This window comes from Streptomyces sp. R-74717, from assembly GCF_047305335.1.
Taxonomy (GTDB): domain Bacteria; phylum Actinomycetota; class Actinomycetes; order Streptomycetales; family Streptomycetaceae; genus Streptomyces; species Streptomyces atratus.
This window is the reverse complement of sequence record NZ_CP102361.1, coordinates 4,054,815-4,068,502: the sequence shown is the minus strand read 5'-3', so window position 1 is coordinate 4,068,502 and position 13,688 is coordinate 4,054,815. Positions and strand designations below refer to the sequence as shown.

Annotated in this window: 10 protein-coding genes; 7 read left to right on the top strand and 3 right to left on the bottom strand. The window is 71.5% G+C overall.

The window, feature by feature from the left end; translation table 11 throughout:
• Window positions 1-18: 18 nt before the first annotated feature.
• Window positions 19-1,470, bottom strand: a complete 1,452-nt coding sequence (locus tag NRF20_RS18300) for an SWIM zinc finger family protein (protein ID WP_413752913.1) — start codon at window positions 1,468-1,470, stop codon at window positions 19-21.
• A 133-nt stretch (window positions 1,471-1,603) separates the two neighbouring features.
• On the opposite strand from NRF20_RS18300, the gene NRF20_RS18295 reads away from it, so the two are divergent.
• From NRF20_RS18295 to sucD, 6 genes are all read left to right on the top strand, one after another.
• Window positions 1,604-2,041, top strand: coding sequence for a hypothetical protein (locus tag NRF20_RS18295; RefSeq protein WP_413752912.1), 438 nt, complete (start codon window positions 1,604-1,606; stop codon window positions 2,039-2,041).
• 111 nt (window positions 2,042-2,152) lie between these two features.
• Window positions 2,153-3,265, top strand: a complete 1,113-nt coding sequence (locus NRF20_RS18290) for an ATP-binding protein (RefSeq protein ID WP_413752911.1) — start codon at window positions 2,153-2,155, stop codon at window positions 3,263-3,265.
• A complete protein-coding gene (locus NRF20_RS18285) occupies window positions 3,262-5,727 on the top strand; it encodes a DUF5682 family protein (protein WP_413752910.1) in 2,466 nt (821 codons plus the stop codon). The genes NRF20_RS18290 and NRF20_RS18285 overlap by 4 nt, the downstream gene beginning before the upstream one ends.
• Window positions 5,724-6,980 carry a VWA domain-containing protein gene (locus NRF20_RS18280; RefSeq protein WP_398631279.1) on the top strand — a complete coding sequence of 419 codons (1,257 nt, stop codon included), beginning with the start codon at window positions 5,724-5,726 and terminating at the stop codon, window positions 6,978-6,980. Before NRF20_RS18285 ends, NRF20_RS18280 begins: the two co-directional genes overlap by 4 nt.
• A gap of 503 nt (window positions 6,981-7,483) precedes the next feature.
• Window positions 7,484-8,665 (top strand): ADP-forming succinate--CoA ligase subunit beta, encoded by a 1,182-nt coding sequence (gene sucC / locus NRF20_RS18275; protein ID WP_266358625.1) that lies wholly within the window; start codon window positions 7,484-7,486, stop codon window positions 8,663-8,665.
• A 21-nt stretch (window positions 8,666-8,686) separates the two neighbouring features.
• A complete protein-coding gene (sucD, locus tag NRF20_RS18270; RefSeq protein ID WP_266358624.1) occupies window positions 8,687-9,571 on the top strand; it encodes a succinate--CoA ligase subunit alpha in 885 nt (294 codons plus the stop codon).
• Between the two features lie 144 nt (window positions 9,572-9,715).
• Here the strand turns inward: sucD and NRF20_RS18265 are convergent, their stop codons facing one another.
• Window positions 9,716-10,549, bottom strand: a complete 834-nt coding sequence (locus NRF20_RS18265; RefSeq protein ID WP_398631278.1) for an RNA polymerase sigma factor — start codon at window positions 10,547-10,549, stop codon at window positions 9,716-9,718.
• A 402-nt stretch (window positions 10,550-10,951) separates the two neighbouring features.
• Between NRF20_RS18265 and NRF20_RS18260 the strand changes: the two genes are divergently transcribed.
• Window positions 10,952-12,592 (top strand): DUF6350 family protein, encoded by a 1,641-nt coding sequence (locus tag NRF20_RS18260; RefSeq protein ID WP_413754576.1) that lies wholly within the window; start codon window positions 10,952-10,954, stop codon window positions 12,590-12,592.
• Between the two features lie 12 nt (window positions 12,593-12,604).
• On the opposite strand, the gene NRF20_RS18255 is transcribed toward NRF20_RS18260, so the two are convergent.
• Window positions 12,605-13,516, bottom strand: a complete 912-nt coding sequence (locus NRF20_RS18255) for a hypothetical protein (RefSeq protein WP_398631277.1) — start codon at window positions 13,514-13,516, stop codon at window positions 12,605-12,607.
• Window positions 13,517-13,688 lie beyond the last annotated feature (172 nt).

Below are 13,688 nucleotides of genomic sequence, written 5' to 3'. Positions count from 1 at the left end.
CCCCCTTCGAATCCAACGTCAGATGAGCGGCACGGTCTCGGACATCGTGTCGACGCTGCCGATCCCGACGCCGTCGGCATCGACTCCGCAGGCTCCGGCGTCCGCGTCCGTGGACCAGGCCGCGAGCGGGTCGAACCCGCGGTGGCCGCACTCGCCGAAGACCGTGATGGGCGAGCCGCCGGAGAGCGCGACGAGCTTCCACAGGCCGGGCCGGGACAGCGCCGAAGGGGCGACGGGCAGGGCCGCGTCGCCCGCCGCGTCGACCAGCTGCCAGCCGTCCCCGGACGGTACGGGTATGACCTCGCGCAGTGTCACCGGCCAGGCGTCCAGCCAGGGATCGTCCCGCAGGGCGTCTCCGTACGCGCCGATCGCGGCCGCCGCCGTACCGCCCGGCGGTGGCGTACCGGTCGGTGACGGGACACCGAACTGCTCGCCCAGCTCCGCCCGTAGCCGGCCGGCGCCCGGATAGGGCGTCATTTCGGCGTCGATCGTGACGCCCACCGGCAGTGCCAGCCCGGGGGTGCGCCCGGCCGCCCCGAAGGAGAGCAGCAGAGCCGTGCGGCCCGAGTCCCTCCCGTACAGCCAGATGCGGCGTGTGACGATCTTGCCGTCCGGGGTGTCGTACTGGGCGAGGACCAGCCAGTGGTCGCGGACCGGTGGGCCCTCGGCGGGGGCGGTCAGCCCCACGCGGGTACGGACCGTGGCCGCCAGCGGCTCCGGCAGCCGGTCGATCCCCAGCCATGCGCTGTCCAGCAGATGCAGCAGCGCGCACTCCTCCAGCAGCCGCACCGGCCAGCCCGGCCCGGATGCCGGGATGGAGCCCAACTCCCGTACGCAGGCGGCAAGTCCGGGCGCCTGGGCGTCGACCATGCGGGCTGCCGTCTCCTCCCACAGCCCGTACCCCGACTGATCGGCTGCTGCCAGACCGCCGCGCAGCAGATCCGTCAGCCGCTGCTCCAGTTCCTGTGCACCGTCGGTGATCCGCCCGGCCCGGCGCTCGGCGCGTCGCCGGGCGGCCTCGGGGTCGGCCGGGCCCGAGGCCGGGGCGCCACCCGCCGGCGGCCCGCCCTTCTCCCCCTTGTCCGCCGTGCGCTTGCGACGGCCCGTCAGCCACTCACCGGCCCAGTCCGGCATCTCGTCGGCGGGCAGGGCCGATTCGCCGGACGCCCAGACCAGCAGCAGACCCAGTGCGTGCTTGCACGGGAACTTCCGGCTGGGACAACTGCACTTGTACGCAGGACCGGTGGTATCCACCACCGTTTGATACGGCTTGCTTCCGCTTCCCTTGCACAGCCCCCACACCGCACCCGAACCGTCACACCCGCCGCCCGACCACGGACCGGCCGAACCGAGCTTGCTCCCCGCTTTGCGTGACGTCTCGTCAGGAGCCAGGGCCAGGACCTGCTCCACCGTCCAGCGCGCCGCCGGGTCGGCGGTGCGCAAGGGTTCTCCCCCGTGAGATAGCAGCATGGGAACGACGGTAGAACGCGCCACTGACAATCGTCCTGACCTGCTGATTTGCCGTCACGCGTACCACTTGACTTTACCTGTCCTTTGCGATTCGCTGCGAACTCCAGACCTTTGAATCCGGGGGGATCAGCTGATGAACCGCACCGTCCGCAACATCCGCAACGTCCGCACCGTTCGGACGGCCGTCTGCGCAGCCGTCGTCCTCGGTCTCGCCGTGGGTCTCGGTGCCTGTTCCGAGACCGTCGACCAGGTGGACAAGGCCGTGGACGAGACATACGAAGTCACCTACGAGGTCACCGGCAGGGGTGTGGACGAGATCCAGTTCCACGCGGGCGGCGGCAAGGCCATGGACCCGGAGATCGAGACGGTCAAGTCCCCCAAGCTGCCGTGGCGGAAGACCGTCACGCTGCGCGGGATCATGCCGCCCGCCGTCATGCCGATCGCCCTGGACGAGGACGGGGCCGACGTCACCTGCTCGATCACGTACAAGGGCAAGGTCATCAAGAAGGTCGAGGGCGAGGGCCTCGTCACCGCGGGCGGCTGCGTCGCGGTCTCGCCGGTGACCGGCTGAACGCTCCACCCGTAACCGCTGAATCGGCCCTGACCTGCGGTCGGGGCCGATTGTCAGTGCCATGGTGCACGGTGGAAACCACATCAGGTCGACCGATCTGGAGGGGGATCCATGACCGTGTCCGAAACCACCGCCGCCGTTGGTGTACAGGCCCTGCGACCGCATGCCGAGGACGCCTTCGCCCACGAGCTGAAGGCCCTTGCCGCGGCCGACGACCGCCCGAGGCCCGCCCGTTGGCAGCTTTCCCCGTGGGCCGTCGCCACCTATCTGCTCGGCGGCACACTGCCGGACGGCACGTTGATCACGCCCAAGTACGTCGGTCCGCGCCGCCTCGTCGAAGTCGCCGTGACCACACTCGCCACCGACCGGGCCCTGCTGCTCCTCGGCGTTCCCGGTACCGCCAAGACCTGGGTCTCCGAGCATCTCGCGGCCGCCGTCAGCGGCGACTCGACGCTGCTCGTCCAGGGCACGGCGGGCACCCCGGAGGAAGCCGTCCGCTACGGCTGGAATTACGCACAACTGCTCGCGCACGGGCCCAGCCGCGACGCCCTGGTGCCGAGTCCGCTCATGCGTGCCATGTCCGACGGCATGACCGCGCGGATCGAGGAACTCACCCGCATCCCCGCCGATGTGCAGGACTCGCTGATCACGATCCTTTCGGAGAAGACGCTCCCCGTCCCCGAACTGGGCCAGGAGGTCCAGGCGGTCCGCGGTTTCAACGTCATCGCCACCGCCAACGACCGCGACCGCGGGGTCAACGAGCTGTCCAGCGCGCTGCGCCGCCGGTTCAACACCGTCGTGCTGCCGCTGCCGGCCACCCCCGACGCAGAGGTCGACATCGTGTCCCGGCGCGTCGACCAGATCGGGCGTTCGCTCGACCTCCCGGCCGCGCCCGACGGCATGGCCGAGATCCGGCGCGTCGTGACGGTCTTCCGCGAGCTGCGTGACGGAGTCACCACCGACGGCCGTACCAAGATCAAGTCCCCCTCGGGGACGCTGTCGACGGCCGAGGCGATCTCCGTCGTCACCAACGGCCTGGCGCTGGCCGCGCACTTCGGCGACGGGGTGCTGCGCCCCGGTGATGTGGCGGCGGGCATCCTGGGCGCGGTCGTCCGCGATCCCGCGGCCGACCGGGTGGTGTGGCAGGAGTACCTGGAGACCGTGGTCCGGGAGCGGGACGGGTGGAAGGACTTCTACCGCGCCTGCCGCGAGGTATCCGCATGACCCGGGCCGCGCGATCCGCCGGACCGCTGCTGCTGGGGGTGCGGCACCACGGCCCGGGCTCGGCCCGAGCCGTCCGTGCGGCCCTGGAAGCCGCCCGCCCGCAGGCGGTGCTGATCGAGGGACCTCCTGAGGGTGACGCACTGCTGCCGCTGGCCGCCGACGAGCAGATGCGGCCGCCGGTCGCGCTTCTTGCCCATGCTGTCGACGACCCGGGACAGGCGGCGTTCTGGCCGCTGGCCGCGTTCTCGCCCGAGTGGGTCGCGATCCGCTGGGCGCTGGCGCACGACGTCCCGGTCCGCTTCATCGACCTGCCCGCGGCGAACTCCCTGGCCATGGCACAGGCAGCGGAACGCGGAACGGACCGGCACGGGGACGGGGAAGTGGATGGGAATGGGGGAGTGGACGGGGACGGAGCCCGGGAGCCCGCTGCGGGCGGCTTGCCTGCGCATGCCCCGATCGACCCCATCGGTGTACTGGCCGAGGCGGCGGGTTACGACGATCCGGAGCGCTGGTGGGAGGACGTCGTCGAACACCGCACCCAGGGCGGCGAAGCCGTCGACCCGCGGGCACCGTTCGCCGCGCTCGCCGAGGCGATGACGGCCCTGCGCGAGGTGTACGGGGACGGCGGCCATCCTCGTGACACCGTCCGCGAGGCGTATATGCGCATCCAACTGCGCAAGACGGTGAAGGAGTTCGGGGACGACATCGCGGTCGTCTGCGGTGCCTGGCATGTGCCCGCGCTCGTTTCGAGGACCACGCTCGCCGCCGACCGGGCCCTGCTCAAGGGGCTGCCCAAGGTCAAGGCCGAGCTGACCTGGGTGCCCTGGTCGCACCGCCGGCTCGCCCGGCACAGCGGATACGGGGCGGGCATCGACTCGCCCGGCTGGTACGGACACCTCTTCGAGACCGCCGACCGCCCGATCGAGCGGTGGATGACCAAGGTCGCCGGACTCCTGCGCGACGAGGACCGGTTCGTCTCGTCCGCCCATGTCATCGAGGCCGTCAGGCTCGCCGAGACCCTCGCCGCCATGCGGGGCCGCCCGCTGGCCGGGCTGAGCGAGACGACCGATGCGATCCGGGCCGTGATGTGCGAAGGCTCCGATGTGCCGCTCGCGCTCGTACAGGACCGGCTGATCGTCGGCGAGACACTCGGCGAAGTGCCGGACACCGCCCCCGCCGTACCCCTGCAGCGCGACCTCACCCGACAGCAGCGCGCACTCCGGCTCAAACCGGAGGCGCTGGAGCGGGAGTTGGAGCTCGACCTGCGCAAGGACACCGACGCGGCCCGCAGTCGGCTGCTCCACCGGCTGCGGATCCTCGCCGTCGGCTGGGGCGAGCCCGCCGCAGGCCGGGCGAGTACCGGCACCTTCCGGGAGAGCTGGCGGCTGCGCTGGGAACCCGAGCTGTACGTACGGGTCGCGGAGGCCGGGACATGGGGCACCACCGTGCTCTCCGCGGCGACTGCCAAGGCCGAGACCCAGGCGGCCCAGGCGACCGCACTCGCCGAGGTCACCGCACTCGCCGAGCACTGCCTCCTCGCGGAACTGCCCGACGCGCTGCCTGCGGTGATGCGGGCCCTCGCCGACCGCGCCGCACTCGACGCCGACGTCGGCCGTCTCGCCGACGCCCTGCCCGCGCTGGCCCGCACCCTGCGCTACGGCGACGTGCGGTCCACGGACACCGCGGCTCTCGGCGAGGTCGCGGCCGGGCTCGCCGAGCGGATCTGCGTCGGACTCCCTCCCGCCTGCACCGGACTGGACGCCGACGGCGCAGCCGAACTGCGCCGTCGGGTGGATGGGGTCCACACAGCGATCGGGCTGCTCACCGGAGCCGTTCGGGCGGATGCTGACGGGGCCGGGCTGCGTGAGCGCTGGACCGCCGTGCTGCACAAGCTCGCCGCCCGGGACACGGTCGCGGGTGTCATCCGGGGCCGCGCGGCCCGCCTGCTGCTCGACGAAGGACGGCTCGCGGAGGACGACGCGGCACGGCTGATGGGCCTGGCCCTCTCGCCCGGCACACCCCCGGCCGACGCCGCGGCCTGGATCGAGGGGTTCGTCGGCGGAGCCGCCGGGGGCGGCATGCTCCTCGTCCACGACGAGCGACTGCTCGGCCTGGTCGACGCCTGGCTCACCGGGGTTCCATCCGGCACTTTCGCCGATGTGCTGCCCCTGTTGCGCCGCACCTTCTCGGTGTACGAAGCGGGCGTACGGCGCACGCTGGGCGAACTCGTACGGCGCGGTCCGTCCGCCGGGGGACCGACAGCCACCGCCACCGGGACGACGGCACCCGGCTTCGGCCCCGGACTCGACGGAGCCAGGGCCGACGCGGTGGTGCCGGTGCTGCGTCTGCTGCTCGGTCTGGACGCCGGCACCGGTCCGGACCCGGGCGGCGTCGACCCGGACAACAGAGATCCGGACGAGAGAGTCGAGAACGTCAAGGAACCGCTGGGGGCAACGGGATGACCACGGACACGGCCGGCACCGCACCGCACCCGGCCCACAGCTCGCCGCCCGGCCCGGCGGACCGCTCGGCACGACCCCGCCCGCAGTCGGGCCCGGCGAACGACGAGCGGCTGCGCCGGTGGCGGCTGGTCCTGGGCGGGGACAGCGCAGAGAGCACCGGCTGCACCCTCACCGGACGTGACGCCGCGATGGACGGCGCACTGACCGCACTGTACGGCGGCGGAGGCAGACCCGGGGGCCGGGGCGGGAGCAACCGCTCGGCCGGACTCGGGGCCTCCGCCCCCTCCGTGGCCCGCTGGCTCGGCGACATCCGCACGTACTTCCCCAGCTCCGTCGTCCAGGTCATGCAGCGCGACGCGATCGACCGACTCGGCCTCTCGGCGCTGCTCCTCGAACCGGAGATGCTGGAGGCCGTCGAGGCGGACGTCCATCTCGTCGGAACGCTCCTCTCGCTCAACAAGGTCATGCCCGAGACGACGAAGGAGACCGCAAGAGCCGTCGTGCGCAAGGTCGTCGACGATCTGGAGAAGCGGCTCGCCACCCGCACCCGGGCCACACTCACCGGCGCGCTGGACCGCTCGGCCAGGATCGACCGGCCCCGCCACCACGACATCGACTGGGGGCGAACGATCCGGGCCAACCTCAAGAACTACCTCCCCGAGTACGGCACCGTCGTCCCCGAGCGGCTCATCGGCTACGGGCGGGCCGCGCGGTCCGTGAAGAAGGACGTCATCCTCTGCATCGACCAGTCGGGGTCGATGGCCGCCTCCGTCGTCTACGCCTCCGTCTTCGGCGCGGTGCTCGCCTCCATGCGAACCCTGCAAACCAGGCTTGTCGTCTTCGACACGGCAGTGGTCGACCTCACCGACCAGCTCGACGACCCCGTCGACGTACTCTTCGGCACCCAGCTGGGCGGCGGCACCGACATCAACCGGGCGCTCGCCTACTGCCAGTCGAAGATCTCCCGCCCCGCCGACACCGTCGTCGTCCTCATCAGTGATCTCTACGAGGGCGGCATACGTGACGAGATGCTGAAGCGGGTCGCCGCGATGAAGGCATCCGGCGTGCAGTTCGTGACGCTGCTCGCGCTGTCCGACGAGGGCGCGCCCGCCTACGACCGCGACCATGCGGCGGCCCTCGGGGCCCTGGGCGCACCGGCATTCGCATGCACCCCGGATCTCTTCCCGGGAGTGATGGCGGCGGCGATCGAGAAGAGGCCACTTCCCATACCGGACAAGGAGACTCATCAGTAACAAGGGGCCTGCGCGACCCCGGGAGGTCCGTGCAAGCATCGTCCCGTCATCCGCGGAGGACCGCATTCCGCGGTCCGTCCCGCTGTCGGGAACGCGGCCTACGGCGCCGAGGGCCTGACGTCGGTCACTCCGGCGTATGTGGCCGATGCGACAGACTCGGTGCCCTCGTTCGGCACTCCCGAGTACCCGGCCCGGAGCATCTGATACCGGCGGCCCCGGACCGCCCGATCGGCCCGGTCCGGGGTACGTCCCCGCTGCACCGCAGGAGTGCCCGTTTGTCCACTGCGACCCGGGCACGGGCGGGATCTGTGACCGTAATCACCGCTCAGGTGCGATCTGCGATTTAGGGTCCTGTGGAGCGCGGGGATAACCTGCGAGATGGACATGCCGCGTACCCCGGGTCACCGTGTGCGCCTTCCTAGTGACAGAGCAGTCACGTTGCCCCTCGCGGCACGCCCACGCTGAAAACGAACCGCGAGACCACTGAAAAGGGACGGACGCGCGTGGACCTGTTCGAGTACCAGGCGAGGGACCTCTTCGCCAAGCACGGTGTACCGGTGCTGGCCGGTGAAGTCATTGACACGCCTGAGGCAGCCCGCGAGGCGACTGAGCGGCTGGGCGGCAAGTCTGTCGTCAAGGCGCAGGTGAAGGTCGGCGGCCGCGGCAAGGCCGGCGGCGTCAAGCTGGCCGCCACCCCCGACGAGGCGGTCGCCCGCGCGACCGACATCCTCGGCATGGACATCAAGGGCCACACGGTCCACAAGGTGATGATCGCCGAGACCGCGCCGGAGATTCTTGAGGAGTACTACGTCTCGTACCTCCTCGACCGCACCAACCGCACCTTCCTGGCCATGGCCTCGGTGCAGGGCGGCATGGACATCGAGGAGGTCGCGGAGAAGACCCCCGAGGCCCTCGCGAAGGTCCCGGTCGACTCCAACACCGGTGTCACGATCGAGAAGGCCCGTGAGATCGTCGCCCAGGCGAAGTTCCCGGCCGAGGTGGCCGAGAAGGTCGCCGAGGTCATGGTGACGCTGTGGGACACCTTCGTCGCCGAGGACGCGCTCCTCGTCGAGGTCAACCCGCTCGCCAAGGTAGCCTCCGGCGACGTCCTGGCGCTGGACGGCAAGGTGTCTCTCGACGAGAACGCCGACTTCCGTCAGCCCGAGCACGAGGCGCTCGAGGACAAGGCCGCAGCCAACCCGCTCGAGGCTGCCGCCAAGGCCAAGAACCTCAACTACGTCAAGCTCGACGGCGAGGTCGGCATCATCGGTAACGGTGCCGGTCTGGTCATGTCGACGCTGGACGTCGTCGCGTACGCCGGTGAGAACCACGGCAACGTGAAGCCCGCCAACTTCCTCGACATCGGTGGCGGCGCCTCCGCCGAGGTCATGGCGAACGGCCTGGAGATCATCCTCGGCGACCCGGACGTCAAGTCCGTCTTCGTCAACGTCTTCGGTGGCATCACCGCGTGTGACGAGGTCGCCAACGGCATCGTCCAGGCTCTTGCGCTGCTCAAGAGCAAGGGCGAAGAGGTCACCAAGCCGCTGGTCGTGCGCCTCGACGGCAACAACGCGGAGCTGGGTCGCAAGATCCTTTCCGACGCCAACCACCCGCTCGTTCAGCGCGTGGACACCATGGACGGCGCGGCCGACAAGGCCGCCGAGCTCGCCGCGGCTGCGAAGTAAGGGACGAGGGACTCCAACACCATGGCTATCTTCCTCACCAAGGACAGCAAGGTCATCGTCCAGGGGATGACCGGTGCCACCGGCATGAAGCACACCAAGCTCATGCTCGCTGACGGCACCAACATCGTCGGCGGCGTGAACCCGCGCAAGGCCGGCACGTCCGTCGACTTCGACGGCAACGAGGTACCCGTGTTCGGGACCGTCGCCGAGGCGATGGAGAAGACCGGCGCGAACGTGTCGGTTCTCTTCGTGCCGCCGGCCTTCGCCAAGGCCGCCGTCGTCGAGGCGATCGATGCCGAGATCCCGCTCGCCGTCGTGATCACCGAGGGCATTGCCGTCCACGACTCCGCCGCCTTCTGGGCGTACGCGGGCTCGAAGGGCAACAAGACCCGGATCATCGGCCCGAACTGCCCCGGCCTGATCACCCCCGGCCAGTCCAACGCCGGCATCATCCCGGGCGACATCACCAAGCCCGGCCGCATCGGTCTCGTGTCCAAGTCCGGCACGCTGACCTACCAGATGATGTACGAGCTCCGTGACATCGGCTTCTCGTCCGCCGTCGGCATCGGTGGCGACCCGGTCATCGGCACGACGCACATCGACGCCCTCGCGGCGTTCGAGGCCGACCCCGAGACCGACCTGATCGTGATGATCGGCGAGATCGGCGGCGACGCCGAGGAGCGTGCGGCCGACTTCATCGCGAAGAACGTCACCAAGCCGGTCGTCGGTTACGTCGCGGGCTTCACCGCCCCCGAGGGCAAGACCATGGGCCACGCCGGCGCCATCGTCTCCGGCTCCTCCGGCACCGCACAGGCGAAGAAGGAGGCCCTCGAGGCCGCCGGCGTCAAGGTCGGCAAGACGCCGACCGAGACCGCCAAGCTGGCGCGCGAGATCCTCGGCGCCTGATCGCTTCACCGCGACGGAGCAGCACCGCAGTATCGCGTCACCGCACAGACGGCGCGGGCCCGTACCCCGGTCAGGGGTACGGGCCCGCGCCGTATCTGTTTCTCCGTTCGGCCGCCCGCCTGTCGGTGCTCCCGGTCCTCCCGGTCAGCCGGCGTCGGGGACCAGCCGGGCCGGACCCTGTACGAGCTCGCCCTGAAGCTTCTTCTGCAGATTCAGGTCCTGCGGCGTCAGCTTCTGCGGGCCACCTCGTGGCGGCACCCCGCCGACCTGCTGAGCGGGCGACTCCGGGGTTTCGTACCGGGTCGGAGCCGTCGCCAGGGTGAACAGCGTCAGACCGATGAGCAGCACCGTGAAGGAGATGGCCGCTCTGGTCCACACCTGGGCCCTGCGCTCGCTGTCCGTACGGATCGCGTCGGGCGAGGGGAGCGAGGCGGGGGGCTGGGCCCGGGCGAGTGCGCCGAGCTGTTGATGCAGGAGCGCCGACTGCTCGGTGGGGGACGCCGACTCCGCCAGGTCGGGCAGCCGCTCGGCGACCGCGGCACGTGCGTTCATCAGTCTGCTCGCCGTCGCCGGGGTGCTGGCCTCCGTCTCCGCCGCGGTCTCCGGAAGATCCAGGCCGACGCCGTCGTAGAGCAGCAGGGTGCGGCGGTACGACGGCGGCAGGTCGAGCAGCGCGCCGAGCAGTACGCGCGCACCGGGTTCGGCGGGCGGTGGGTCGAGGGGGCGGTGCGTGCGGCGCAGCCGGTGCCAGGGCGACATCGCGTACTCGTACGCGGCGGCCCGCACCCAGCCCGCCGGATCACAGTCCACCGCGACCTCCGGCCAGTGTTCCCAGGCCCGCGCGAAGGCCCGCGCGACGGACTCCTGGGAGAGGTTCCGACGCCCGGTCAGCAGAAACGTCTGGCGGAAGAGGGCGGCGGCGCAGCTCTTGTACAAGGCATCGAACGCCTCGGCCGGCGCTTCAGATGCTTCAGGCATTTCAGGTTTTTCAGGCGCTTCGGACGCGGTACGGGTGGCGGATGGGCCGTCAGTGACAGATGTGCCGGATGCGCCGTGCTTGTCTGGCAGTTCAGGGGTGGCGCTTGGCTCGGTCGGGGCCATGGCGGTGCTCCCAGTGGCTTCGACGGGGGTCGGTGGACGGGACAGCGGACGGGATGGCGGTTGCTTCGTCATCACCGGCTCGGACAGCCTCGCGACCGCCTCCGGTGTCGCCGGGCGGGCCGCCCGTGTGGCGCATCGGACGAGCTCTCTGTCATGAAAGACCCCTCAGGGCCCGCGCTGGGTGAAAAAGTACATAAACGCATATTGAGCGACACAGCGGTCGTTCGCCTGTTACACGGAATAAGCGCGTGTCGTTGGGAGCATTGCCATGTGACCCAAGTGACCGAACGCAGCCCGTCGTTGTCGGCAGAGCAGGGCCGGTCCTCCGTTCTGGCCTTCGCCTTCCTGCGTGGGGCGCTTGCGGCCGGGCTGGGGCTGGGCGCACTCGCCGTGCTCGCCATGACGCTGTGGATCAGCTCCCCGACTCCCGACAACGGCCCCGGCGGGGCCCTCCATGTGGCGGTCGGGCTCTGGCTGCTTGCCCACGGTGCCGAGCTGATCAGAACCGACACGCTCGGCGGAGCCCCTGCCCCGGTCGGCCTCGTCCCGCTGCTGCTCGCCGTGATGCCGGTGTGGCTGGTGCACCGTGCGGCCCGTGACGCCCTGGAGTCGGTCGAGGAGCGCCCGGCGCCCCCGGCCGCGGGCGCGTTCGCCATGGTCAGCGGCGGATATCTGCTGGTCGGAGCCGCTGCCGCGGTCTATGCACGGGGTGGTTCGCTGTCCGTGTACGCACCGTCGTTGCTCTTCCCTTCAGCCGTTGTGGTGATGGGCGCGGCGGCTGCCGGGGTCTGGACGGCATCGGGGCACCCGATCGCGCCACCGTCCTGGGCGCCGGTGCGCCTGCACGAGAAGCTGGCGCGCACCCGGTTCAGGGAGCGCGCGGAGGCGGTGTGCCGGTCGGCCGCGGCCGGGGTGGCGGTGCTGCTCGGTGGCGGGGCGCTGCTCGTCGCGGTGGCGCTGGTGTGGCATGCACAGGCGGCTCAGCAGTCGTTCGTCCAGCTCTCGGGCGACTGGGCGGGCCGGGTCCCGGTGCTGCTGCTCGCGCTGGTGCTGGTGCCGAATGCAGCGGTGTGGGGTGCCGCGTACGGACTCGGGCCGGGCTTTGCGCTCGGTACGGCGTCCGCGGTCACCCCGCTCGCCTTCTCGGGGCGCCCGGCACTGCCCGTTTTCCCGTTGCTCGCCGCGGTGCCGGCCCAGGGTCCGGGGACGGTCCTGAACTGGGCGGCCGCCACGGTGCCGGTCGCGGCCGGGGTGACGGTCGCCTGGTTCACGGTACGGCGGGCCGCGCCCGCCCATGCGGGGCGGGAGGATGCGTGGAGCCTGTGGGAGACCGCGCTGACGGCCGGCCTGGGAGCGGTGGGGTGCGGGGTCGGCACGGCGGCGCTGGCCGCGGCCGCGGGCGGACCGCTCGGCACCGGGGCTCTGGCGGAGTTCGGCCCGTTGTGGTGGCTGACGGGTGCGGCGGCCCTGGCGTGGACGGCGCTGCTCGGCGTCCCCGTGGCGCTGCTGCTCCGGGCCTGGCGGCTGCGGGGAAGCGACGGGGGACGGCGGGTGCGACGGTCGGTGGGGGAGACCGCAGCGGCGGAGTGCGCGCCCGCAGCTCAGGTGCCTGCCAAGAGCCCCGGGCAGGTACCTCAGGAGCCGGATGATGGCAGCCGGCGGTGGTGGAAGCGGTCCGGGCGTCGGGACGAGGACGAGGTGGCCGAGGCGGTGCCCGGACCGGGAACCGTTCGCGTACCCGTCCGCGCTTCGGGGTGCGTACCCGCTGCGGCGGCTTCCCCCGCAACCGGCGGTGCTGCGTCGGCGTCCGCGGCGGGCGGGAGGAGCGACGACTCCGAGCCGTACGACTTCCTGCCGACCGACCCCTGGCACGAACGGACGGCCCGGCCAGGGGAGGCTGGGCCGTCCGTGGATCCGTAAATCCGTGACGTGTCAGTTCTTGACGCCGAAGAAGGGCTCCAGCGGCTTCGGCAGCAGGTCGTTGCAGGCCAGCTGCCCGGACTTGGTCAGGGCGTCGTTCACGCAGGTGTAGTAGTCGCGGTAGACGAGCTGCACCGTGAACGTCGTCGCGACGATCGAGAGTGCGAGCAGCGCCGTCACCAGGCCGCTGACCGCAGCCGTGGTCTGCTGCCTCCCGTAGCCAGGAGCGGCGGGGGCGCCGGGCGTGGACGCCGGAACACGCCCGGAACCGGAACCCTGGAGGGGACCGACGGCCGGCGTACCGGACGCTGCGGCCGTCCCGGGTGCTCCGGCGGCGCCGGGCGCGGACGCGCCGTTCGGCTTCGCCCGGAGCGAGCTGATCGACCAGTACACGGCGAGTGCGCCGAGCAGCAGGGCGATCTCCGGGAAGTCGAAGAGTGCGAAGAAGAAGGCCCACATGCCGCAGAGCAGTGCGTAGCGTGCGCGGCGCTGGGCGGGGTCGGTCGGATCCCAGCGCAGTCCGCCGGGGCTGCCCCCGGGGCCGCCCTGGCCGTTCGGCCCGCTCTGGCCCCCGGGGCGGCCGCCGAAGCCGCCGCTCTGGCGACCGGGCTGTTGGCTGCTCCACTGGCTGCCCCAGACCGGCCGGTCGTCGGAGGAGCCGCCCTCGGACGACCCGTCGCCGTTGCCCCGGCCCCCGTTCCCCTGGTTGTTCCCGTTGCCGTTTCCGGCGTCAGAAGGATGGCGGGGCTGCCAGGGCTGGTCGGGCCGGTCCTCGGGCGGTGCAGCGAACGGGTTGTCGCCCGCGGGACCGGAAGAACCGGAAGAGGGGGAAGGGCCCGTGGGGGACTGGCGCTCCCGCAGCATCAGTGGGGTCCGCTCGGGCAGCGGGTGGCGGAAGGCGGTGCGGCGGCGTCGGTCCGGCATATGGTGAACGTCTTCCCCATCTCGTCATTTCCGCCCTGCGGACGGTTCCCTGTCCCCTGACGCTACCTCCCGGCCAGGAGGGGCCGAAAGCTGGGAGCGCGGCTCAGGTGGCCGATACCCGTCACCCGGACCCCTCTCGTGCTTCGCCGCGGCCGACCTGCGGCCTCTCACC

What these genes read in the sequence shown, in the direction of transcription:
- NRF20_RS18300 (WP_413752913.1), bottom strand. Translation starts at nt 1,470, where the DNA reads ATGCTGCTATCTCACGGGGGAGAACCCTTGCGCACCGCCGACCCGGCG.
- NRF20_RS18295 (WP_413752912.1), top strand. Translation starts at nt 1,604, where the DNA reads ATGAACCGCACCGTCCGCAACATCCGCAACGTCCGCACCGTTCGGACG.
- NRF20_RS18290 (WP_413752911.1), top strand. Translation starts at nt 2,153, where the DNA reads ATGACCGTGTCCGAAACCACCGCCGCCGTTGGTGTACAGGCCCTGCGA.
- NRF20_RS18285 (WP_413752910.1), top strand. Translation starts at nt 3,262, where the DNA reads ATGACCCGGGCCGCGCGATCCGCCGGACCGCTGCTGCTGGGGGTGCGG.
- NRF20_RS18280 (WP_398631279.1), top strand. Translation starts at nt 5,724, where the DNA reads ATGACCACGGACACGGCCGGCACCGCACCGCACCCGGCCCACAGCTCG.
- sucD (WP_266358624.1), top strand. Translation starts at nt 8,687, where the DNA reads ATGGCTATCTTCCTCACCAAGGACAGCAAGGTCATCGTCCAGGGGATG.
- NRF20_RS18265 (WP_398631278.1), bottom strand. Translation starts at nt 10,549, where the DNA reads ATGCCTGAAGCATCTGAAGCGCCGGCCGAGGCGTTCGATGCCTTGTAC.
- NRF20_RS18255 (WP_398631277.1), bottom strand. Translation starts at nt 13,516, where the DNA reads ATGCCGGACCGACGCCGCCGCACCGCCTTCCGCCACCCGCTGCCCGAG.